Consider the following 22,925-nt stretch of genomic DNA (forward strand, 5'->3'; position numbering starts at 1 on the left):
GATGAAATATATTCAGAGAGGAACGATCATAATGTCTTCATTCTCATATACCTCCTACGACGCCGTAGGTTTGGCTGAACTGATCCGATCCCGGGAAGTATCCCCGGTTGAAATGCTTGAAGCGGCGTTTGCACGCCTTGAAGAAGTGAATCCGCAACTTAATGCGGTTATTCGTACATATGAATCGCGTGCACGGGAGGAAGCCGGTTTGGTTCGACCTGGAGAACAACCTTTTGCCGGTGTTCCCCTGCTCCTGAAAGATATCTCGCAATCCATGGAAGGTGAATTTCTGACTTCAGGCTCCCGTTTGTTCAGCGAGCATCGTGCATTACGCAATTCCAATTTTGTCACTCGACTCCGTGATGCAGGCTTTATCTTCATAGGACATACCAATACGCCTGAATTTGGTTTGAAAAATATTACCGAGCCCCGTCTTCATGGTCCAACTCGCAATCCATGGAATATCAATCACTCTCCAGGTGGTTCAAGTGGGGGTGCCGCTGCCGCTGTGGCTTCAGGTATTGTTCCTCTTGCCGGAGCCAGTGACGGAGGAGGTTCGATTCGTATCCCGGCTTCCTTTAGCGGATTGTTTGGATTAAAGCCAACCCGCGGGCGCACACCTGTAGGACCGGGAGTTGGTCGTCAATGGCAAGGCGCATCGATTGATTTTGCCCTCTCTCGCTCGGTTCGGGACAGTGCTGCATTGCTTGATACGTTACAAGTCATTCAGCCCGAAGCTGCGTTCCATGCTCCACTCTTTCCAGGCAGTTACTTGGCTGATATGAGCTATCCACATCATCGCAAACTGAAAATTGCATACACAACGGATTCGCCCGTGGGAACACCTGTCAGCGCAGAAGCCAAAGAGTCTGTATACAAGCTCGTTCGCTGGTTGGAAGATCAAGGTCATCATGTTGAAGAAAAACTGAGTCCAGTCAATGGAGTTCGGTTGATGGAGAACTATTACATGATGAACAGTGGTGAGATGGCCGCGATGATCTCTTCCATGGAACGATCCATGGGCCGGGCTCTGACCTCAGATGATATGGAGATTGAATCTTGGGTTCTGGCTGAAGCAGGCAAAAAGGTGTCCGCTGCGGAATTTGTACATAGCTTAGCTGAATGGGATGTAGCTGCAGCCCAGATGTCCACTTTGTTCGAGCGTTATGACTTCTACGTCACACCTGTTAATGCTTTTCCTGCGCCTAAGATTGGTGAATTAACACCTCATGACGAACAAATCCGTAATCTGATGCGAATTAGTGAATTGGACAAGACCCAGCAGCAGCAACTCATCTATGAAATGTTTGAGCCAAGTCTTACGTATACACCGTTCACCCAGCTTGCAAATCTGACAGGTCAGCCTGCGATAAGTGTACCTCTGCATATGACACCTGAAGGGTTGCCAATGGGCGTTCAAGTGATGGCAACCAAGGGACGCGAAGATTGGTTATTACATCTGGCTGGACAGCTTGAACAATCAGACCTCTGGATCGGGATGAGAGGTAATCCACTATTTCCAGCATAAAGACGTATTATGTGGTGTGTTAAATTTACCATTGGATGTTCCTGCCTGAGTACAGAGTGCATCGCCATAACAGTGCATGAAAGCATCATCTGCTCCGCATACTGAAAGCAAACAGTAGCGGAGGAATGTAACAGATGAATACAAATCAGCGCCATAAACAGTCTTATCGTATCCCAGCCAAAACGGGATATGCCTTGAAAGTAAACAAGGGTTCTTTACTACGCATAACGGATCTGGAGGGACAGCAAGTCATTGATTTTGTGGCATATGATGCTACGGATGCTAACCATCGCTTGGATCCCGGCGTGACAATGGACGTATTGCGTACTTATCGAATTAAACCAGGACAATTTGTATATTCCAATCAGTATCAACCTTTACTCAAGATTGTCCGTGACACCGTTGGGGTACATGATTTCTTCAACTCTGCTTGTCGTCCCGAGATGTATGAGGTGTTATACGACAAAAAGAATCACGCCAGTTGTTATCACAATCTGAACACAGCACTAGAACCCTTCGGAATCTTACCGCCGGATCAACACTATCCATTTAACCTGTTTATGAAGTCCGTTGTAGACAGTGAAGGCAAGATTGATGTTGTAGCTCCCGACTCTCGTGCAGGTGATTATATCGAGATGGAGGCATTAATGGATCTCACAATTGGGCTCTCCGCTTGTCCTTGTGAAGAAAGCTCATGCAACGGATACAACTGCACCCCAATTCAATTGGATGTGGAACTTTAACAGAATAACAATGCCTTGACGCAGTATGAGATAAAAGTAGTTTGTTCTATTTCACTCCTTGCGGGAATACGATGACTTGTACCCATTTTCTGTGACAACTGGTACAATTCATCGAACCCGTTAAGGAGTGAACGTGTTTATGTCTGTACTGTTCAGTTATATCATTCTGGGAATATCATTGTCCGCTCCAATCGGTCCGATTAACGCCGCCCAACTCGACCGTGGAGCCCGCCACGGATTCATGCATGCTTGGATTCTAGGACTCGGAGCTATGTTTGCAGATTTGGTGTATATGCTGCTGATTTATTTTGGAGTTGCCCATTTTCTGGACACGCCGTTCATGCGCTCTTTTCTCTGGTCATTTGGCAGTTTTATTCTGATTTACACGGGAGTGGAAACGCTCTCGAAGCTAAAGCAAGGCATTCAAGGTACATCTACTGCGGAAGCAACTGTTCGAAAATCTTTTATTTCCGGATTTTTGATGGCCCTGTCCAATCCACTGAATATATTATTTTGGCTGGGGATCTATGGCTCTATTCTCGCGACAACTGTGAAACATACGGACACGGCTCATTTGCTGCTCTACAGTTCAGGCATATTCATTGGTATTCTGGTGTGGGATGTCATTATGGCTGGAATGGCCAGTCGATTCCACAAACATAGCAGTGAGAATGTATTGCGCTGGATCTCTATCATTTCGGGAATCTGCCTGATCGGATTTGGTTTGTATTTTGGGTACGAAGCTATACGTTCCATTTTTTTCTGACAACAAAATCAGGCTGGACAGTCACCCAACTTCCCCCACATTAATACTGTAACGGTATCATGTGGAATGGAGTTGGGAATCAATGGCGGAGCTGTATAGTGCCGACGAAATAAACACCTTGTTTGAGCGTCTTCCATCTTGGCAGCAGGACGCTTATTCGCAATTTGCAGATATGATCGCCGATGAAAATAATACGTATCCGTGTGTACCTGGACGAATGGGATTTCTGTCAGGGCATTTGAGGTACGGATTTACGTGTGACCCCCGATCTGAACATGCTGCCGAAGATATGGCCGATCTGCTTAGACAATATGGTCCTGTCTCCAGAGACACTGGTCATTACGCTTCCATGGTTGTGATCTGTGAGACGCCAAGTGATCTGAAAGATCATACAACGGTAGAGCAATATCAGACGTTATTCTGGCAAATGCTCAATCGGGTAAGTTCACACGATACCGAGCCGTGGCCAGAACATATTTCAACCGATCCTCATGATTCATCATGGGAGTTTTGCTTTGGCGGAGAGCCTTACTTTTGTTTCTGTGCAACTCCTGCACATGAACTCCGAGCCAGCCGGCATTTTCCTTATCTCATGTTTGCTTTTCAACCACGGTGGGTATTCGAATCCATTAATGACAACACCCCTCTTGGCCGCAAAATGAAAACCTTAATTCGCAAACGTCTCGCTGCGTATGATGCTGTACCTGCTCACCCTTCGCTGATGTGGTATGGTCAGCAGGATAATCTGGAATGGAAACAATATTTCCTGCCTGATGATGAGCAGACACCTTCCAAATGTCCATTCATGCGGATGAAGCAAGCCCTAGGCAAGTTGACGAAATAATCTTTAAGCACTCATTAATCCGTTGTGCGACCTCCACGAAAGTTGCTGAAAGGTACTTATGGTTTGGATGGTGCTGACTGCGATGCTTTCGAGCCACGTACCTTATGAACAACATACGTGATGATCCCAAGGAACACCAAAAGTCCCACACTTGCCAGTAGACCCGTTCTGCTGGCTTTTTCCATCGCTGTCCCAGCCACAGCAGCCACAATTAATACTATGGCAATCCACACTTTGATGCGATTCCACTTCACGGGCTTCATTTTTTTAATGTACGTGATGCAGATGAGCAGCCATGTATACATTAATACCAGACTACCTGCTGTCGTCACATATTCAAACAAACTCTTGGGCATCCATAATGCCATCAACGTAGACAGGACTAATCCAGCCGCTGTACAACACAATGCCTGAAGTGGCATGTCCTTTTTTCCCCGGGTCTTCGTGAACAACTTTGGTGCATCTCCATCTTCCGCGAGTTTCACCAACATGGACGTAATGGCATATAACGAAGCCACCATTGTCGAGAATCCGGCTATAATCAGAATTCCGTTGAGAATGTGGACCACAACAGTGAATCCAATGGTTGACATGGCTTTGACAAGCGGACTTTCATCTGGAGTTAACTGAACTGAAGGCACAAGCAACAGGATCAACGCAATTGCAATCACATAGAGTGTACTCACAGTCAATAGCATTACTCGACCTGATTTCACTGCATCTTTTGGTTCTTTCAGGTTAGCTGCCATCAAACCCATAACCTCGATCCCGGCAAAAGCAAAGAATGCATAGATGAAACCGGTCCATACGCCTTTACCTCCATGCGGGAACCATTCATTCTTCAATTGCTCGGGTGTGACTTTTACAGGTAACCAACCCAGACAAGCCGCTCCTGCTATAGCTATAAATGCAACCGTTGCAGCAAGTTTGATTACAGCAAGAATATTCTCCGTTTTGGTTAATCCCTTCGCTCCCAGTGCAGCAATGAACAGACCTATAGCGGCATAGATCGCAACAAATGCCCATAGCGGAAACTTGGGAAACCAGAATTGAGAGAACAGCCCAAGTGCCGTTAATGAGCTACCCATGATGAGCATTTCAGAGAACCAGTACATCCATCCACTACCAAAACCAGCCCAAGGTCCGAATGCTTCGCCCGCATACGTTCGAAAAGCGCCTTCCTTTGGATCTTCTGCGGTCATCTGAGCCAGCGCACCAAATACAAAGTAAGTACCTGCCGCAGCCAGCACCAACAATATAAGTACGGATATGCCGGCCCAATGAATCGCCAGACTGGTCCCTAGAAAAAATCCCGTTCCCAGTGTGCAACCCGCGCCAAACAAGGATAGGCTGACCCAACTTAGTTTTTCGTCGTCGTTTTTACGGTGTTGCTGACTTTTCATGAAGCTCCTCCTTCTGCCTTATCCCCTTACGATTTACAGGTCATGGAGGTTTTATGTCTGTATTACCAAAAGAATTATTATTAGTTTACATAATAATTAATATGTTAAAATTATTCTGATAATGAATTTAAGCTGTATGCTTTTAGAGATTATTCATAAAGATATATTTTCAATTTGATTTAAACCCGCAAAAAAGTGGTTGACTTCAATCGCTTATAATGGTTTTCCTTTAAACTTGGTGGTGCGTCAATGTGGCTATATGAGAGATGGTAACTAAGGTGAGAAAATGATCTTTCTATTGTGAATTTTTCATATGTTGAAATATTATAACTCAGTCGTTATTTCTTTTAAATTGAACGTAGATTGCCTATTTTTCGTATTTTCTCAATATCTTCGTCGTTTTTTATAAATTTAGTCGCTTATAAGAAGGGATATTTCCTGGGATTTTTCCTCTTTCATCCTTTGTCACCCGTTTTGAACTAAGCTGACGTATAGACATTATTCCCTAAAATTTTTCGCAGCCCCTGATCCGAAAGTTGTTGTGAATTTTTCATATGTTGAAAATATTTTATGCTGGTCATAAAAAAGCCGCCATATGGCGGCTTCGCTAATATTTCTGATTTAAGTCCGGCCAGTCCAATCTGCTCCGGCGATTTCTTTCCATCGTGCTCTAATTTCATCATACAATTCCTGTGGGAGTTGCCCTTTAGCCACAAGATCAGCATTTTGCTGCCAGCGATTGGGCTTGGCTGTTCCTACAATAGCTGTGTCTACACCTTCGGTACTTAGCGTAAAACGCAGTGCTGTTTCCACCGCTGCCTGGGCATCTTCACCCAGAAAACCATAGCTCAGTTCACTTAAGCGCTTCCAGTATATAAATGGATAAGCATCTTCCGAAAGTGTTTCATACGTCCAGGCCGCATTGGCAATTGGCCTTTTGGCGATGACACCCATGTTTCTTTTTCTTGCCTCAGGCAACGTAAGATCAATTGCTTCCTGATCTGCGATATTTAATGAAGTCTCCAGGCTGTCAAATACTCCGGTCTGAATCGCATATAGCGCATCTGTTGTATCACCACTATATCCGATAAATCTGGTTTTCCCTTCTTCCTTGGCACGCTGTAGTACTTCGATCACTGCTCCTTGTCGGAGTACTTCTTCGGAGCAGCTATGCAAATGGATAACATCCACATAGTCCGTTTTCAGCCTTTTCAGACTACGGTCAATCGTTTGCTCCAGTACTTTGGCATCCCAATCCGGACCTTCGATCCCGGCAGCATGTCCACATTTGGTGAACAAATAGTAGTCATCACGCCGATGTGACAACACCTCGCCGATTAATTCTTCGCTGTCACCGTAACATTCAGCCGTGTCTATCACGTTTAATCCAGCATCCAGGGCACTATTCAGCAATGTTGCTACATCCGTTTTGGATACATTTTTGCCTATTTCCGCTCCGCCAAATCCAAGTGTACTTACGTTCATGCCAGTATTACCGTACTTGCGCGTTTCCATGGTTATCTTCCTCCAAGTTCAGTGAATTGGGTACAGATAAATAGAAATACAGATTAACTTCAACTTCCCTTATGTTATTACCCATGAGTTGGTTATGCCACCCACTTTTCCAAACTACAACCAACTTCATTTACTTAGAAGCCATAAATGGACATTCCACCGTCAACCAATATCGTCTGACCCGTTATGTATCCCGCTGCATCTGATGCCAGGAATACAACCGGCCCTACCACTTCTTCCAGTTCTCCCACTCGCTGTAGCGGGGTACGACTTACAATTTCCTGCAAATAATGGGGATCATCCAGCAGCTTTTCAGTCAAAGGTGTTCGGAAATACCATGGCCCTACTGAATTGACACGGATTCCATACTTGCCCCATTCAAGTGCGAGAACTTTGGTCATATGAATTAATGCAGCTTTGGTCGCACCATATACAACCCCTGTCCGCAAAGCCGTATGCCCACCTACCGAAGAGATGTTAATGATCTTCCCAGTCCCACGTTCTTTCATATGCTGTCCCGCTAATTGCGAAGCGAAGAAAGCCGATTTTAAGTTTGTCTGCATGATGGTCTCCCACTGCTCGTCTGTTACTTCAAGTGCTGGTGTCCGTATGTTCATACCTGCGTTATTCACCAGAATGTCCAGGCTACCCATCTCCGAGATCGCCTCTTGAAACGTCTCTTCCATTTGTTCTTTTGATGTCACATCCGCAGTCAGAGCGAGCGCTTTACGCCCTGTCTGTTCATAGATGTAGGCTGCTGTCTCCTCAATTTCTTTCATCGTTCGGGATACAAGTACAACGTCACTGCCTGACTGGGCAAGTCCAATCGCAATTGCTTTTCCGATCCCTCTCCCTGCACCTGTCACCAGTGCTGTCTGTCCATCGAGATGGAATGTGGGTACGTTCATGTCACTCACTCCTTCATCAGATTCTTTATTTCAGCATTCAAGCAGAATGCTTTATATGTAGGTAAACCCCGATGGGAATCAGGTTACAAAATACTGGCTTGGATTGCCCAGTTCCGGATGGAACTTTTCTCGAAAGCGGCCTCCGGTATAATCCCCTATAATTTTTCTCCAGAACGCCTGGGCAATGACATTGTTACGAACCTGGGTCACTTTCCATCTTCCTGGAAAACGTTTGAACAGCTCGTAGGCTGCCCGAGTGCCCACCCCACTACGCCGATATTTTTGCATCACAAAAAACTCAGTCAAATAGTAGTCATTATCCTTACTACCAGGCTCCAATTTCTCCACCAGAGCAAACCCTGCAGGTGCCCCATCACTTGTAATCAAAAAAGGAAACTTGCGGTCCTTTTCTGCCCAGAATGCCTCCAGACCGGGATATTCCGGAAAAATGCCGTTACTGTCCACATCAATATTCAGGTATTTGGTAAAATCATATAGATAAAATTGCATTAAATGCCGAATCACCTGACTGCGTTCCCGGGGAACCAGTTCTATTTTCATATTCATCCGGTTCACCTCCTCTGCTCTACGTATACTAATTACTTTAAAGGTTTACGCGCCGAAGGGCAAGGAAGCATACCCTACTTACTGCCTGCTTTGGTGAACAAGCTGTGAGCATGTAAATTATGGTACACTAGAGCATAGAATACTATTAAGTTGAATATTAATCTTATATGTTTTTCACATGGAGGTGTCGAACTTGACCAACGTGCAAAAAGAGATTGATCGACGCAAGCTGGATGACAAACTACCTTCCATGCCTTGGTTCGTTCAGCAATTCATGGACTACAAGCTGCCTGACCTGTCCCCCTCTACCCTGCTTGAATATCTGAGAGATTACGAAGCTTTCTTCGGATGGTTGCGAGCAGAAGGGCTCTCCGAGGCAAGCTCTAATAAAGAAGTTACCTTGACTGAACTGGAAGTCCTTCGCATGGATTCGGTTACCGCCTATCGGTTATTTCTCACAACCAAACGAGAAGGAACCAATTCCAGAATTACCGTATCTCGCAAACTCTCTTCCCTTCGCTCCCTTTTTCATTACCTGAGCCAGATTGCGGAAGATGAAGACTTTTATCCTTTGCTGAAGCGGAACATTATGGCCAAAATCGAGATCAAGCGTACCCATAAACCCAAGGACACCGCTGCCAAACTCAAAGGTAAAATTCTGGAGGAAGAGGAACTGCTGGAATTCATCGGCTATATTCTTGAAGGTTACGCTGTCGATATGGAGAAGAATAAGCAGGCCCTATACTCCCATGAAATCAACAAAGAACGGGACGCCTGTATTGCCAGCCTGATTCTGAATTCCGGCTTACGGGTGTCGGAAGTTGTGAACCTGAACGTCGATGATCTCGATCTGAACAACAAACTCCTGTATGTTTATCGCAAAGGTAACAATGATGAGACGTACAAAACTCCCGTTTATTTCAGGGAACAGGCCAAGGACGAACTCGCAACTTATATGAACCTGCGGCAATCACGTTACCGTACACCCAAGCGGGAGAAAGGTCTGTTCATTGCTTTGCGTAACGGAGATTCAGAAGGCAGTCGAATGACCAAAAGAGCGATCCAGGCCATGATTATGAAATACGCCAAGCGCTTTGGTAAACCCTACTTGACCGTGCACAAATTACGCCATTCATTCGCAACCGACTATTATTTGCAAAATGATATTTACAAAACGAAGGAGCAGCTTGGACACGCTTCTACGGAAACGACCGAGATCTATGCTCACCTTACCGACAAAACGATGTCCGAAGCCATTGAACGACGTACCGACGAAGGGATGTAACATCCCGAACATAATAAAAGCAGCAAACCGCATCAAGGATTTCGATCCGAGAAAGGTCTGCTGCTTTTTGGTTTTTTTGCATTATTCAAGGAGAAGAGCATAATCAGAAATAATTATAGTTTACATAATAAATATTACGTTATATTTAAAAAAGAATAAATCACGCTTTCTGTACATTCAATCATATCCAGCGATCATAATATCCTACTTTTTTAACGTTTCTACGATTAGACTTCACCATTCTGCCTACCCTCGCTCTCAACCATCGCTAACAACGCTTTGGCTATATCCTCCGTTTCATGAACCGAATACCATGTATCTCTGCTTACAGTGCTTCGCTCTATAAACTGCTCTGAAGGTAGCCATGAGATTATACCTACTACCGCTTCAAGCTGATCAACCAAGGTCAGATCTTTCTCTTCTCGAACCATCACAAATTTGGGATAAGAAGCATCCTTGAATCCTTCAACAACAATCCAATCATAACCGGACAGATGAATTAACATATCCTCCAGCTTGGTTGCCTGTCGCTCCATAATCGCAGTACGTTTCTCTGACATAACAACCACCGCCGAGGCCCCAGCCTCTCCAAATCGATACGAATCCGTTCCTTCTTGATCCATCTCAAAATGGTCATGTCCATCATGCTTAATTGCTGCTACTTTAAGTCCCATAGAAGAAAAGTGCCCGATCAGCGCGGCTGTCAGGGTTGTCTTACCCGTGTTTTTGTATCCAACAATCTGTATGATATGTGGCTTTGTATCACTCATTGTAGTCATCTACTACTACCTCACATGACCTGAGGGCAGTTTGAGAATGCGTACCTGCTCACCCGCAGGAATGCCTTTTTTCTCAGGTGGAACAACAATCAGGCAATCACTGTCCTTAATGGTGATCATCACGCTAGATTCATCTACACGGGCGGCAGCCGGTATCGCGTACACCATGCCGTTGCGGATCTCTGTGCGTCCACGTACGAAACGTGTAAAATTATTAACTTTGGTGTACTCTTCTTCCAAGATCGCAGTCCATTCTTCCATATAAGGATGAGCATCCGCCTGCATGGAACGAATGGTTGGACGAACAAACAGACCAAAACCTACAAAACAAGCCCCCGGGTTACCCGAAAGTGCAAAAAGCAATTTATCTTTATATATAGCAGCTGTGGTCACACTGCCTGGTCGCATCGTCACTTTGTTAAACAACATCTCCACATGTTCTTCCAGCACAAGTTCGCCCATAATATCATAATCCCCAACGGATACACCACCTGTGGTCACTACGATATCATTATCTTGAATGGCTTCTTCCAGTTTGGCCCTTGCCGTATTCACATCGTCTGCAATAGAACCGTACATCACAGGTTCTCCACCTGCCTCTACAACCAGAGAGCGCAGCATGTAACTGTTGCTATTCCGAATCCGACCTGGTTGTAATGGCTCATCTACATCAAGCAATTCCGTGCCGGTTGCGAATATCGCTACCTTTGGACGTTTAAATACAGGAACTTCTGCTATGCCAAAAGTAGCTAACACAGACTGCTCTCCTGCCCTGATGATCGTTCCTGCTTCGAGCAGTTGCTGTCCCTCTTGGACTTCCAGTCCGATTGGGGTGATATTAGAACCCGACAATATGTGCCGTTTCAATGCAATCCATTGTTCTCCGTCCTCTACCTTGCTCTCGGTCATCTCCATCATGACTACCGCATCCGCACCTTCCGGTACCTGTGCACCCGTCATGATGCGAGCAGTTGTACCTGAAACAATGGTGTGATCCGAGGTGTAGCCGCAAGGAATTTCATCAATGACTCGAAACCAAACCTGATGATCACTCGATGCATTTATGGTATCTGTACTTATAATCGCGAATCCATCCATACCCGATCTCCGGAAAAATGGATACGGATGGGGTGCCTGAATCGTCTCTGCAAGTGTGCGGCCATGAGCAGATTCAAGATGAACTTTCTCTATGGAGCCTACAGTAACTCTTGCAGCTATTTTGGCTTGGGCATCCGGTACCTGTACAGCTGTACGATTGAATTTGGCAGTTGTCATATCATGGGAATGTGAGTTTATTTTCAAAAGTATTCTTACCTCCTAAAGACTATCATCTTTTAAGAAAGTGTAGCCCGAATACTGTAAGATAACAAGTACATCACTTATTGATCCTGTGACAAATCTTATTTCTTACAGGTGTAACATTCCTTGACCTATGTTCAACATGAAAGGCATCTTGTCTGCCCATAATATAAGTGACAAAGGGAGGCGATGATCATGAGTAATCGATGTGAATTATGCGAAAGAGAACCTGTGAACACGACCGTTCATCATCTGACACCCAAAGAAATGGGCGGAACATTTCTGCCAACGGCCAACCTGTGCATCCCCTGTCACAAACAGATTCATTCGCTATACACCAATCGCGATATTGTAACCCTTGGTCTCACGGATCTGCAATCCTTGAGACAGGATGAACGAATGATTCCATTTATCCGCTGGATTCGCAAACAGCCTGCTACAACGATTCCCCGCGTACGCAAGTCCAATCATGTTCGCAAATCGTAAACCAAAAAGAACAGTTCCAAGGTAATTGCGCGGATAGTGATAAATCCGTCATACCTTTTCCTGTTCTTTTTGGATTGTACTATATGTTGGGCAGCCAAACTTATAATTGAATCATTATCTACGCCTCTTAATTCGGCCGCCGCCCACTCTGGTTTTTGGTTTTTTGTAGGATTTCTTAGGTGAATCAAACAACCCACCACTGCTCTTGTTGCGATCAATGGTTCCCTTGCTCTGATCCTTGTTGCGGTTGAATAATCCTCCGCCAGATCCCACGCTTGAATCTTTATCGCTTCCGCGCCTTGTAATCGTACCTTTCCGTTCAACAGTAATAGGTGGAGCAAGCTTCTTGTCATTACTTGTTGGTGCACGATAAGACCCTGCACTCGGTTTATACGTATCTTTATTGGTATATCCTCTATAGTTGCCATAACCTCGCCCGCCAAAAGAATCGAACAGATTACCAATTAATGTAGCGGTGAGGTAACCTTGTAAAAAAGATGAATCGTAGTTCTGCCGAACATATTCCTTGGAGTCCACCTCAACCAAGGTATCCTCCGGCTTGTTCGGATCTTGTTGCAGGTGATAATACTCGTCCTGATACACGAGAAACATACGCTCTGTGTTCTCTGCCGAGATCTGATCCGGTTGCCGCTGGTCAGACAATTCCTGAGCCACTTCCGGAACGGTACGGTCCGAAGCCCGGTACACATAGGACGTTGAGTTACCACTGCCGTTAACCGATTCAAGCGGATATGTGTCCTGAACAGAAGGTGCTGCTCCGCACGCGGACAACAGAGACATGACAAGGCTGAGGACCAGCATTAATTTTAATCCATGTGCCAAGCGTTTTTTCATTGGAACCTCTCCTAGCTCGAACGAATCACTTTGATATCCGCAGGAAGAATGGACTCACCCTCATACAGTGTAAATCTTCTGTCTTGCCACTCCACGCGAAGAAGCATATTATCATCCGACTGATACTGCCATACCAATTGTTCTCCAGCCTGGCCATATGGAGTTCTACCTGCCGTTGATACCATGCCTCCATACTCTTCCTCCAGATGATATGCGCGTCCATCCAGATCCAGCAATGTAGGCACCTCATCAGGTGCATCAAGCCTGCCATCAATTGGTGTATATAGGGCGTAACGTGTGAGTTCCCGTTCTTCGATATGCAAATATCGAAATGCGGTACCATCCTGCAATGTGAGCACAACTGCATTTCGAGCACGATTTTGCACCCGACCAACGACTTCATAAGTGACCAGAGAAACCTCACAGATATCACCAGGTGCAAGCTGAAGCATCGTTTTCTCTGCCTGCGGTGGTTCAGGTTTCGTTAGTATTCCTTTAATTCGTTTCCATACACTCATGAGAATTACTCCTGTTCCTTATCTTATAAACAAGCTGCAATAATCAGTGCGCCCACGATATGTAAAGCGCCAGAGAACAACCCGTACCCTGTCTTCCCTTGCTGAATTCCCGTATCCAGATCCAGATTGGCCCATTTGCGAATCATAAAGTGTACAACACTCTCCAGAATCAACAAAATGATAAAGGATACAATGGAGACCAGAAGTGCTTCTCCCAGGTGACCGGCCGTAGAAATGGACGTAGCGAGTACATATCCTTGTGCAAATAATTTCATAACCATACGTGTAGTAACGGCCATATTGCCGGCCTTAACTTCAGCAAAATCCTTATATTTCGTGAACAGTGAATCAACATACATCAGGACAAACAGCAAAACCGAACCAGATCCGGTCCAGACCAGCATCGCCAAAATGTTCAAATCCATTTACACAGCCCCCACATATCAACATGAACCGCATTTAAAAGCGAAGGAGAAATACTCTTCTCCTCCGCTGGTTAACCTTGCTGACAACCAAGGTATTAGTTCTTATTATCGTATTGTTTCATCAATGCGGCGAGTTCATCTTCAACAGCCTGATCTTTACCCAACTTCTCGAACTCTTCATCCAAAGATTTTCCTTTGGAAGACATTTCGTTACTTGCTTCGGCCTGTGCTTCCATCTGCATCATTTTCTCTTCCATACGCTTCATACCAGCACTTGCAGTATCAGAGCCAAACCCATTCAACGCTTTGTTGATTTCCGTTTGGGCTTTTGCTGCATTGTAACGGGCTACCAGTGTTTCACGTTTGTTCTTCATTTGAGTCAACTGCTTACGCATTTCGTCAAGCTTGCCACGCAGGTTATCTGCAGAAGCCTTGTTTTGGTCATAGCTGGTTTTGTACTCAGCCATCTTCTCTTCAGCAGCCTTTTTCTCTTCCAGGGCACGTCGAGCCAAATCCAGATTCTGAGCACGTGCCGCCGTATGCGCCTGCTCTTCACGTTTCTTCACAAGAGCTTCCTGCTCTTCGAATAACTGCTTGAATTTCTTTTCAATGGCGATCTGTTGAGCTACTGCTTTCTCCGCATCTTCCAGATCCTCTTGCATGTCACGGATATATTGGTCCGTCATCTTGATTGGATCTTCCGCCTTGTCAATAATGGCGTTGATGTTAGACATAGTTAGATCACGCAAACGTTTGAAAATGGACATTATGTTATTCCTCCTAGTCGATATTACATCGTATATAAACATACATACGTAATAATCTACAACTCGTTTCAATTTTAGCAAATAAAATCAAAACATTCGATGGTTCTTATGTCAGGAAGATCGTTTATCTTTGTTCAGATGATCCTCCATCAACCTCTCTGCAGTCTGCACGATTTCGTCGATCTGCATCCGCGTGATGGAATCAAAATGGATACCCATGATCACCGTAACGGTTACTTTCAGCTGCAAGGCAGCCTTTCGGGCAAGCCGCTCACACAGCTCTTGTTCTTTATGCCCAGGAATATGGACTGTCGTCCCGCTTACGCGCTCATGATCCACGTAGAACGTTGCTACGGCGCCAATATGCGCCTTTCCTCCGGTAACGAGAAAAACCTTATCTTCTCCTGCTTCAATCACCTGTAAACGTATGGATTTCAAATCATATGTACTCATACCCATCCACCTATCCTTTTCTATATGTTATGTATGGAGGAATTATGGCTGTCATAAGATAAATCCGCAATGAAACTTCTCACACTACGCATATTTTATGGAACCCCCGGGCATACCAAGGAGAACGTCATTTTGGAAAAGGAGGCCGTTATTATGCGCGTACGCCTCATTATGCTGATGGTTATCGTTATTTTTCTCGGGGGATCTCATGCTCCAGTTTCATCGCGGGATGTTTCAAGCCCGCCAAGTGAATCAGTATCAGGTTCGGATTCTGCGGAAGAAGAACAACTGACATTGGGACAATTACGTCAAAAATATGCCGATACGTTCAAAACCAATGGTCCTTCAACCAAGAAGGTTGCACTGACTTTTGATGATGTACCTGATCCACGATTTACTCCACAAGTACTGGATGTATTGAAGAAATACAATGTCAGAGCTACATTCTTCATCGTGGGTAGTCGTGCTGAGAAACATCCGGATCTGGTGAAACGCATCGTTAAGGAAGGGCATATGGTTGGTAATCACAGCTACAATCATCCTGAATTCAGTAAACTGTCGATGAATGCCTTTCGCAAACAAATTTTACATACCGGGGATATTATCCAACGTTTGGCAGGATATACGCCCAAGATGATTCGGCCACCTTATGGAGACATTAATGAAGAACAGCTGAGATGGGCTGCCAAACAACACTATAGCATTGTGAACTGGAACGTAGACTCCCTGGACTGGAAAGGCCTTTCAAAGGAACAGGTGAAAGATAACATTCTTTCTGCCGTAAAACCCGGCTCCATCGTTCTGCAACATGCTGGAGGCGGTGTAGGGTCAAACCTGAACGGCACGATTGAGGCTTTGCCTGAAATTATTGAGGAACTACGTAATCGGGGATATGAACTGGTCACCTTGGACGAAATGCTGGGATTGCCCAAGGCCAAAGATTAAGATGACCGTGGTAGAAATAAATGAGAATATTAAAAGGGTGCTGTTCAATCGCGAATTAGCGACTGGCAGACACCCTGTTTGAATTCATTTTAAATGTTCTTTTCTCTCTACTTCAGAATGTACAGCTCGATATCCTGAAAACCAAATGAGCTTACAGACTGTTTGCTACCCGGGATAAAGATATCAATCCGGTGACCTTTGATTGCACCGCCCACATCCCGCGCTGTGGCTACAAAAGCTTGTTTTGGCAATCCTGGATGGCTGTGACCAGTTACCAGTACTTTGGTTCCAAGTGGAATTACACTTGGATCAACTGCAATCGTACCCAGTTCAAGGTCATTTCCGAAATAATCGACTGCACCCCAGCCTCCATTTTCAGACGGATCTGCAGAGTATGCCGTTGCTTTTACGTTCACAGCTTTGCTGTAATCGAATGTTTTACCCCAGGCTTGAACAACTTTGTTATCTGCGTTGACGTCCAAGCTTGCTGTAGCAACAGTCTTCGCTTGGGTCTTGCTCTCCGTTGCCGCAGCGGCTGCTACATTGTTTGCCTTACCGGGAATCGTAATTTTCAAACCACCATAAATGTTGTAAGCCGAAATGTCGTTGTTTGCTTTAATTAACGTGTTGAGTGCTACTCCATATTGTTTTGATAAGGTGTAGAAGGTATCCCCTTCTTTGGCCACATGAACTGAATCGGCGTGAGCCGGAACGGCTTGAATGAGCATTGCTGTTGTCATTAATGCTACTGCTGTTTTGGCTATACGTTTCTTGTTAATCATGGTCTTCCTCCCTCATTGTGCCTGCGAAGTTAGTTGTCGGATTCGGATGAGGAGCCCACCCTATAGGTTCTTCGTTACATTTGAAACGTTATGTACCCAATTCACCCCAAGCAGTGTGCTGTAGATCTTTCCCCCTGCACAATCTGCATCGTTACATCCCCCGCACTCCCTATCCGGAAGTTTCGGCAGAGTTCAATATATCACAATTTTGTAACCTGAACTTGTAGTAATTCTTACCAAATGGTTTTTAGCATGTAAGCATTTGTAAGAATACTGGTTAATTCAGAAAGTTTGGTTGACCCGATTCCTTTATATTTGGTAACAGAATAGTTACTTTTCCGAATCCATACGTCATTATTATCCATAAAAAATAGCGTTACCGACTCGAAGTCAGTAACGCTATTTGATCACATCGTTTAGAGTACTTTCGCAAGAAAATCACGTGTACGTGAATTTTTGGGTGCTCCAAACACCTCATCAGGTGTTCCCTCTTCCACAATAACCCCGCCATCCATGAACAAGATGCGGTCTCCCACTTCACGTGCGAAACCCATCTCATGGGTTACGATGACCATCGTCATTCCGCCTTCTGCAAGACGTTTCATGACATCCAGCACTTCGCCGACCATCTCAGGGTCCAGTGCCGACGTAGGCTCGTCAAACAGCATCACATGCGGCTGCATGGCCAATGCTCTAGCAATGGCGATCCGCTGTTTCTGTCCACCAGACAGCTGATTCGGGAATGTATCTTTTTTATCGTACAAGCCCACGGTGTTAAGCAGATCAGAGGCAATTTTCTCCGCTTCCTGAGTGGATTGTTTCTTCACTTTAATCGGAGCAATCGTGATGTTTTGCTGTACCGTTTTGTGTGGGAACAGGTTGAAGTGCTGGAACACCATGCCCATTTTCTCACGAGTTGCGTTAATGTTATGCTTGGGGTCCGTGATTGACACGCCTTCAAAATCAATCTCTCCTGAGGTAGGCTGTTCCAGCAGATTCAGACAACGTAAGAAAGTACTTTTACCTGAACCGGAAGGACCGATGACCACGACAACCTCACCTTTGCCAATCGTCACGTTAATGCCCTTAAGCACATCGTTATTTCCATAAGATTTGTGTAATTGTCTAACGTCTATCACTTGCACTCAACTTCCTTTCCAGTCGTCCCAGCAGCTTGGACAAAATGAACGTCATTACAAAGTAGATGGCTGCTGCAATCAAAAATGGACTCAACCCTTGGTACGTAATGTTCTTGACTACACTTGCCTGATACATAATATCCACCATACCGATAACGGAGATAATGGAGGATTCTTTGATGATAGTTATGAATTCATTACCGATCGCTGGTAATACAGCTTTGAAGGCTTGTGGCAATATGATATAACGCATCGCGGCGCCTCTTCCCATACCTAATGAACGCGCTGCCTCCAACTGACCACGATCCACACCTTGGATACCTGCACGGAAAATCTCCGCCAGATAGGCACCACTATTGATTGAAAGTGTAATGATACCTGCCTGAAGTGCAGTGAAGTTAATGCCAAAGCTCAGGGAAAAACCATAGTAAATAATCATCAACTGTACCAACATCGGTGTGCCACGGATCACTTCAACGTAAGCCGTACCGATCCAGCGCAAGATTGCAGCGTCATGCAAACGGAACAAACAGATGATCAATCCAATAATTACCCCGAAGATAACCCCAAGTGCAGACAACAGAAGTGTGTATCCTACACCTGTAGCATAGAAACTTTTGTACTCCCAGAATACTTGGAAAATATTTTGTGATTTGTTCGCTTTATCCGCCATCAAGAGGCTGGCGTCCGTCACCATCTGATTGATTTTATCTTCGCTTTTCAGTCGCTCCAGTGTTCCATTTACTGCAGCTAGCAGCTCGGTATTACCTTTACGAATCCCGATTGCCGCTTCTGCTTGCTCTTCGTCCGGAACAGCAGCAGCAAGTCCAATGATATCGTCCAGATAACCTACAGCAACGGTATCTTCAACGATTGCCGCGTCAATGCGTTTTGTTTGCAGTTGAAGCACGATATCCGAGATTTTATCCAGCGCAGTAAGCTTCGCTCCTGGAATACTCTGTCCGATCGTTTCCTGAATGGAGCCTTTCTGAACGCCAATCTTCGCATTTTCAAGTTCTGCCATGGTTGGATATTTGTCTTTATCCACATTGCGAACCATAATCACTTGTTTTGATTTATAATAGGTGTCGGAAAAATCGATACTTTTCTTCCGCTCATCCGTCGGCGTCATACCTGAAATCACCAGATCAACACGCCCGCTCTGCAATGAAGGCAGAAGACCGTCGAAGCCCATATCCTCAATCACAAGCTCAGCGCCAAGATCTTTGGCAATCTCTTTGGCGATCTCAATATCGAAACCGACGATTTCATCTTTGCCATTAATCACTTTATGGAATTCATATGGTGCAAAATCGGCACTTGTACCGAGCACCAGCTTTTTACTGCTTGAATTATCTGTAGTTCCACTTGCAAGTGCCACAGGAACGGCAGTCGTCAGCAGAATAACAAAGGTCAACAGCATCATGGTGTAACGACTTATTAATTTCAACCTTTTTCTCTCCCCTTACAATACTTTGTATGCTTCTCATGTTGATGACTGAGTCATTATAAAGTACAATGCATGATTATGCAATGCATTTTGACAATACAAATCTTGACTTGTTTCTGAAAAAATAAAGCAAACATGATATAATCAATGAATTATTTTCATTTTTGCATAAGGAGTTTACTAATGACAGCTAACAAATCACAAATTCTGACGGTTATTGATCAATATGCTTCCCGTTTTAAAGCCATTTCATCATATATCGGTGCCAACCCCGAACTGGGAAATGAAGAGTATCTCGCTTCTGCCCGTTTGAAAGAAGAACTGTTCTTCCACGGTTTCACTGTAGAGGCTCCAATCCTCGGTCTGGAGACAGCCTTTATCGGAACCTATTCAGCCGCCAAACCCGGCCCTACCATTGCTTTATTGTGCGAATATGACGCCTTGCCGGAGATCGGTCACGCTTGTGGTCACCATCTAATCTGTATGATGAGTCTTGGGGCCGCTGTTGGGCTAAAATCTATTCTGGATGAAGTAGGTGGAACCATTAAAGTGTTTGGTACCCCCGCTGAAGAGACACGTGGTGCCAAAGTTCCGATGGCTGAAGCAGGTTTGTTCGATGACTGTGACGTCGCTCTCATGGCGCATCCATATTATGCCTATGAAAAGTCAGGCAGCTCGCTGGCTATTGATGCTGTGCAATTTGAATTCCATGGCCGATCTTCACATGCCGCTGCAAGTCCGCACGAAGGTATTAATGCACTTGATGCCGTCATTCAAACGTTCAACGGGATTAATGCATTCCGTCAACAAGTGAAAAGCACCGTTCGGATTCATGGTGTGATCAACAACGGAGGTCAGGCAGCAAATATCATTCCTGACTATGCTTCTGCGCAATTTTATGTACGGGCAGCAACTCGTAAAGAACTGAATATCCTCACAGAACGTGTGATTCAGATCGCTGAAGGTTCTGCTCTCCAGACAGGATGCAAGCTGGTGACATCCAACTATGAAACGTCCTATGACGAGATGGTTACCAATGAAGCATTCTCAGCTGCGTTTAGTCAAAATCTGATGGAACTTGGAATCCCGCAAGAAGAGATTGTGAGTGGTAATGATCACGGCTCTATGGACATCGGTAACGTTTCCCTGAAATGTCCTGCAATTCATCCCTACATTCGTGTTGTAGACGAGGTGCATACACTGCACTCCATAGCCTTCCGTGACCTTGCACTTCAGGAGCGTGCGCTGGATGGCATGATTCTGGGAGCCAAGGCACTTGCAACAACAGCCTATGACGTACTGAGCCAGCCAGAGCTGCTTCAAACCATCCGCACGGAGTTCGAGCAAGCTATTCGCTAAAATTCACTTTCAACATGTTATATAGGGGTGCCCTGAACAATCTTGAATTCCAAGCTGTTCAGGGCACCCTTTTTTCTAAATTAGCTGTAAGTATATTCAGCACAAAGCTGGAAATGCTGTGAAAGAAACCTTTGAAAACGATGAAAATAATACATTTTATTACAGTAAATGTGATTCGTTTGCTGGTTAACTTGGTTAATTATAACTATAAGTGCGTGTTCTAAAGACCGGTTTTCAGTACCGAGAAGATGGGATGAAGCGGTCTTTTGAACAACCTCTATAACTTATCTTATATTCAGGAGGTGCTGTCATGCTGCTCGAAGCCATGTATCATGTTCCTCGTGACAAATGGGCTTATGCTTATAATTCGTCTACCATACATCTGCGCGTACGAACCAAACGTAATGATGTGCAATACGTGACTGCACTGACCGGAGATAAGTACGATTGGAATGGAACGTACAAGGAAATTCAATTGGAGAAGGCTGCTTCGGATAACATGTTTGATTATTGGGAGGCTGCCGTCAAGCCACAATTCAAACGTCTCACTTATATATTTCGGATAACTGCCGGTTCAGAAGATGTGTTTCTTGCGGATAATGGAATTCATTATGAGACCCCCTATCCAACTGGAGGATATTATGAGTTCTCGTATATACATGAAATTGATCTGTTTAAGGTGCCCGAGTGGGCCAAAGAAGCCGTCTTTTATCAGATCATGACGGAACGGTTTGCTAATGGAGATCCCAAGCTGAATCCAAAAGAAACCCATGACTGGGGTGGCAAACCTGAGTTGGACAATTATTTTGGTGGAGATCTGCAAGGTGTGCTGGATCATCTGTATGACTTAACTGAACTTGGCGTGAACGCCATTTACTTTACCCCGTTATTCCAGGCCAATTCCTACCACAAATACGACACGATTGATTATAAAAAAGTCGACCCCCATTTCGGTGATAATGCCCTGCTTAAACAATTGACAGAAGAATGTCATCGCCTGGGTATACGTGTCATGCTTGACGCGGTGTTTAACCATTGCAGCGAAGACTTCCCTCCTTTTCAAGACGTTCTCCAGAATGGCAAAAACTCTAAGTATGCCGATTGGTTCCACATCAATGAATATCCGGTTCAGATCAAGGATGGTATACCAACCTACGATACATTTGGGTTCTATGGCAACATGCCCAAGTTCAATACAGCCAACCCTGAGGTTAAGGCATATCTACTTGATGTAGCTGAGTACTGGATCAAAGAAATTAAGCTGGATGGGTGGCGTCTGGATGTAGCAAATGAGGTGGACAACCATTTCTGGCGTGATTTTCGCAAGGTTGTTAAGGCAGCGAACCCTGAAGCCTATATTGTTGGAGAAGTATGGAGCGACTCCTTGACCTGGCTTATGGGAGATCAATTCGATTCCGTCATGAATTATCCATTTGCCGACAAAGTGCTTCAGTTCTTCTGTGGTTCAATGGACGGTTATCATTTTGCCAACGAGATGGGTTCACTGATTATGCGCTATCCGCAACAAACCAACGAAGTGATCTTTAATATGCTGTGCAGCCACGATACCCCACGACTGCTCACCCGGTTAGGAGAAGACAAACGACGATTAAAATTGTCGGTTGTATTTCTTTTCACCTATATCGGTACACCTTGTATCTTCTATGGCGACGAAGTTGGGATTAGTGGTGATGCTGACCCGGATTGTCGAAAATGTATGGAATGGGACCCAGCCAAGCAAGACAGAGAATTGTATGATTTCTATCGTCTGATGATCGATCTACGCAAAAGCAATGAAGCCCTTCGCAAAGGACGCTTCCGATTCCTCAAGGCTGATCACAATGATCCCTGTATCGTGTACGAGCGTGTGGATGACAACCTTCACTTTACCGTATGGATGAACAATACACCTCAAGATCGAACGCTTTCTCATCCCATGGAAACAAAAGACTGGAAAGATGCATTAACTGAAGAGCCTGTGTTTCCAGCCGATGGAATGATGAACATTAAGCTTGACCCCTATGGGTATCGCATTTTGTACAGACAGCTTGATCCGGCAACTATCCAACACAACTGAGGTTTAAATTCTAAACAGTCATATAAAAGAAA

General features: G+C 44.9%; 23 protein-coding genes and 1 riboswitch. Of the genes, 9 read left to right on the forward strand and 14 right to left on the reverse strand.

Annotation, left to right across the window (positions count from 1 at the left end; all coding sequences use genetic code 11):
* Nucleotides 1–31 precede the first annotated feature (31 nt).
* The 4 genes from MKY01_RS17935 (at nucleotide 32) to MKY01_RS17950 (ending at nucleotide 3,881) form a co-directional block, all read left to right on the forward strand.
* Complete coding sequence (locus MKY01_RS17935; protein WP_282321122.1) at nucleotides 32–1,528, forward strand: amidase; 1,497 nt, start codon at nucleotides 32–34, stop codon at nucleotides 1,526–1,528.
* A 134-nt stretch (nucleotides 1,529–1,662) separates the two neighbouring features.
* Entirely contained in the window at nucleotides 1,663–2,271 is a 609-nt protein-coding gene (locus MKY01_RS17940; protein ID WP_047843353.1) for an urea carboxylase-associated family protein, read from the forward strand.
* A 139-nt stretch (nucleotides 2,272–2,410) separates the two neighbouring features.
* Nucleotides 2,411–3,037 (forward strand): LysE family translocator, encoded by a 627-nt coding sequence (locus tag MKY01_RS17945; protein WP_282321121.1) that lies wholly within the window; start codon nucleotides 2,411–2,413, stop codon nucleotides 3,035–3,037.
* Between the two features lie 82 nt (nucleotides 3,038–3,119).
* Nucleotides 3,120–3,881 carry a YqcI/YcgG family protein gene (locus MKY01_RS17950; protein WP_047843355.1) on the forward strand — a complete coding sequence of 254 codons (762 nt, stop codon included), beginning with the start codon at nucleotides 3,120–3,122 and terminating at the stop codon, nucleotides 3,879–3,881.
* 56 nt (nucleotides 3,882–3,937) lie between these two features.
* Here MKY01_RS17950 and MKY01_RS17955 read toward each other — a convergent pair whose 3' ends face one another.
* The 4 genes from MKY01_RS17955 to MKY01_RS17970 form a co-directional block, all read right to left on the reverse strand.
* Entirely contained in the window at nucleotides 3,938–5,284 is a 1,347-nt protein-coding gene (locus MKY01_RS17955) for an amino acid permease (RefSeq protein WP_076328551.1), read from the reverse strand.
* Between the two features lie 621 nt (nucleotides 5,285–5,905).
* Nucleotides 5,906–6,799 carry an aldo/keto reductase gene (locus MKY01_RS17960; RefSeq protein ID WP_339282923.1) on the reverse strand — a complete coding sequence of 298 codons (894 nt, stop codon included), beginning with the start codon at nucleotides 6,797–6,799 and terminating at the stop codon, nucleotides 5,906–5,908.
* 134 nt (nucleotides 6,800–6,933) lie between these two features.
* Complete coding sequence (locus MKY01_RS17965; RefSeq protein WP_339282924.1) at nucleotides 6,934–7,707, reverse strand: glucose 1-dehydrogenase; 774 nt, start codon at nucleotides 7,705–7,707, stop codon at nucleotides 6,934–6,936.
* 78 nt (nucleotides 7,708–7,785) lie between these two features.
* Nucleotides 7,786–8,274: a GNAT family N-acetyltransferase gene (locus tag MKY01_RS17970; protein ID WP_036613700.1), complete on the reverse strand. Its 489-nt coding sequence runs from the start codon at nucleotides 8,272–8,274 to the stop codon at nucleotides 7,786–7,788.
* A 178-nt stretch (nucleotides 8,275–8,452) separates the two neighbouring features.
* Here MKY01_RS17970 and xerS point away from each other — a divergent pair, with 178 nt between their 5' ends.
* Nucleotides 8,453–9,559 (forward strand): tyrosine recombinase XerS, encoded by a 1,107-nt coding sequence (gene xerS / locus MKY01_RS17975; protein ID WP_036613698.1) that lies wholly within the window; start codon nucleotides 8,453–8,455, stop codon nucleotides 9,557–9,559.
* Nucleotides 9,560–9,786: 227 nt separating this feature from the next.
* Here the strand turns inward: xerS and mobB are convergent, their stop codons facing one another.
* Nucleotides 9,787–10,338: a molybdopterin-guanine dinucleotide biosynthesis protein B gene (gene mobB, locus MKY01_RS17980; protein WP_339282925.1), complete on the reverse strand. Its 552-nt coding sequence runs from the start codon at nucleotides 10,336–10,338 to the stop codon at nucleotides 9,787–9,789.
* A gap of 6 nt (nucleotides 10,339–10,344) precedes the next feature.
* Nucleotides 10,345–11,613 (reverse strand): gephyrin-like molybdotransferase Glp, encoded by a 1,269-nt coding sequence (gene glp, locus MKY01_RS17985; RefSeq protein ID WP_339287204.1) that lies wholly within the window; start codon nucleotides 11,611–11,613, stop codon nucleotides 10,345–10,347.
* A 219-nt stretch (nucleotides 11,614–11,832) separates the two neighbouring features.
* On the opposite strand from glp, the gene MKY01_RS17990 reads away from it, so the two are divergent.
* Entirely contained in the window at nucleotides 11,833–12,123 is a 291-nt protein-coding gene (locus MKY01_RS17990; RefSeq protein WP_155985109.1) for an HNH endonuclease, read from the forward strand.
* Nucleotides 12,124–12,237: 114 nt separating this feature from the next.
* On the opposite strand, the gene MKY01_RS17995 is transcribed toward MKY01_RS17990, so the two are convergent.
* The 5 genes from MKY01_RS17995 to MKY01_RS18015 form a co-directional block, all read right to left on the reverse strand.
* Entirely contained in the window at nucleotides 12,238–12,978 is a 741-nt protein-coding gene (locus tag MKY01_RS17995; RefSeq protein WP_339282926.1) for a DUF4247 domain-containing protein, read from the reverse strand.
* An 11-nt stretch (nucleotides 12,979–12,989) separates the two neighbouring features.
* Nucleotides 12,990–13,496 (reverse strand): DUF4178 domain-containing protein, encoded by a 507-nt coding sequence (locus MKY01_RS18000; protein WP_076317633.1) that lies wholly within the window; start codon nucleotides 13,494–13,496, stop codon nucleotides 12,990–12,992.
* 23 nt (nucleotides 13,497–13,519) lie between these two features.
* Entirely contained in the window at nucleotides 13,520–13,921 is a 402-nt protein-coding gene (locus tag MKY01_RS18005; protein ID WP_215077706.1) for a DUF350 domain-containing protein, read from the reverse strand.
* 95 nt (nucleotides 13,922–14,016) lie between these two features.
* Entirely contained in the window at nucleotides 14,017–14,688 is a 672-nt protein-coding gene (locus MKY01_RS18010) for a PspA/IM30 family protein (RefSeq protein WP_076210133.1), read from the reverse strand.
* 111 nt (nucleotides 14,689–14,799) lie between these two features.
* Nucleotides 14,800–15,141: a hypothetical protein gene (locus MKY01_RS18015; RefSeq protein WP_051447323.1), complete on the reverse strand. Its 342-nt coding sequence runs from the start codon at nucleotides 15,139–15,141 to the stop codon at nucleotides 14,800–14,802.
* 153 nt (nucleotides 15,142–15,294) lie between these two features.
* Between MKY01_RS18015 and MKY01_RS18020 the strand changes: the two genes are divergently transcribed.
* Entirely contained in the window at nucleotides 15,295–16,086 is a 792-nt protein-coding gene (locus MKY01_RS18020) for a polysaccharide deacetylase family protein (protein ID WP_076328543.1), read from the forward strand.
* Between the two features lie 107 nt (nucleotides 16,087–16,193).
* Here the strand turns inward: MKY01_RS18020 and MKY01_RS18025 are convergent, their stop codons facing one another.
* The 3 genes from MKY01_RS18025 to MKY01_RS18035 all read right to left on the reverse strand — a co-directional run bounded on the left by MKY01_RS18025 (nucleotide 16,194) and on the right by MKY01_RS18035 (nucleotide 19,457).
* Nucleotides 16,194–16,868 (reverse strand): 3D domain-containing protein, encoded by a 675-nt coding sequence (locus tag MKY01_RS18025; protein ID WP_339282927.1) that lies wholly within the window; start codon nucleotides 16,866–16,868, stop codon nucleotides 16,194–16,196.
* 2 nt (nucleotides 16,869–16,870) lie between these two features.
* A riboswitch (cyclic di-AMP (ydaO/yuaA leader) is annotated at nucleotides 16,871–17,066 on the reverse strand.
* Nucleotides 17,067–17,284: 218 nt separating this feature from the next.
* A complete protein-coding gene (locus tag MKY01_RS18030; RefSeq protein WP_076328542.1) occupies nucleotides 17,285–18,007 on the reverse strand; it encodes an amino acid ABC transporter ATP-binding protein in 723 nt (240 codons plus the stop codon).
* Nucleotides 17,994–19,457, reverse strand: a complete 1,464-nt coding sequence (locus MKY01_RS18035) for an ABC transporter permease subunit (RefSeq protein ID WP_083677436.1) — start codon at nucleotides 19,455–19,457, stop codon at nucleotides 17,994–17,996. Before MKY01_RS18035 ends, MKY01_RS18030 begins: the two co-directional genes overlap by 14 nt.
* Before the next feature lie 183 nt (nucleotides 19,458–19,640).
* Here MKY01_RS18035 and MKY01_RS18040 point away from each other — a divergent pair, with 183 nt between their 5' ends.
* Nucleotides 19,641–20,816 (forward strand): M20 family metallopeptidase, encoded by a 1,176-nt coding sequence (locus MKY01_RS18040; protein WP_339282929.1) that lies wholly within the window; start codon nucleotides 19,641–19,643, stop codon nucleotides 20,814–20,816.
* 310 nt (nucleotides 20,817–21,126) lie between these two features.
* Nucleotides 21,127–22,893 (forward strand): alpha-glycosidase, encoded by a 1,767-nt coding sequence (locus MKY01_RS18045; protein WP_339282931.1) that lies wholly within the window; start codon nucleotides 21,127–21,129, stop codon nucleotides 22,891–22,893.
* Nucleotides 22,894–22,925 lie beyond the last annotated feature (32 nt).

This window comes from Paenibacillus sp. FSL R5-0486 (assembly GCF_037975155.1).
In the GTDB taxonomy this organism is placed as follows: domain Bacteria; phylum Bacillota; class Bacilli; order Paenibacillales; family Paenibacillaceae; genus Paenibacillus; species Paenibacillus amylolyticus.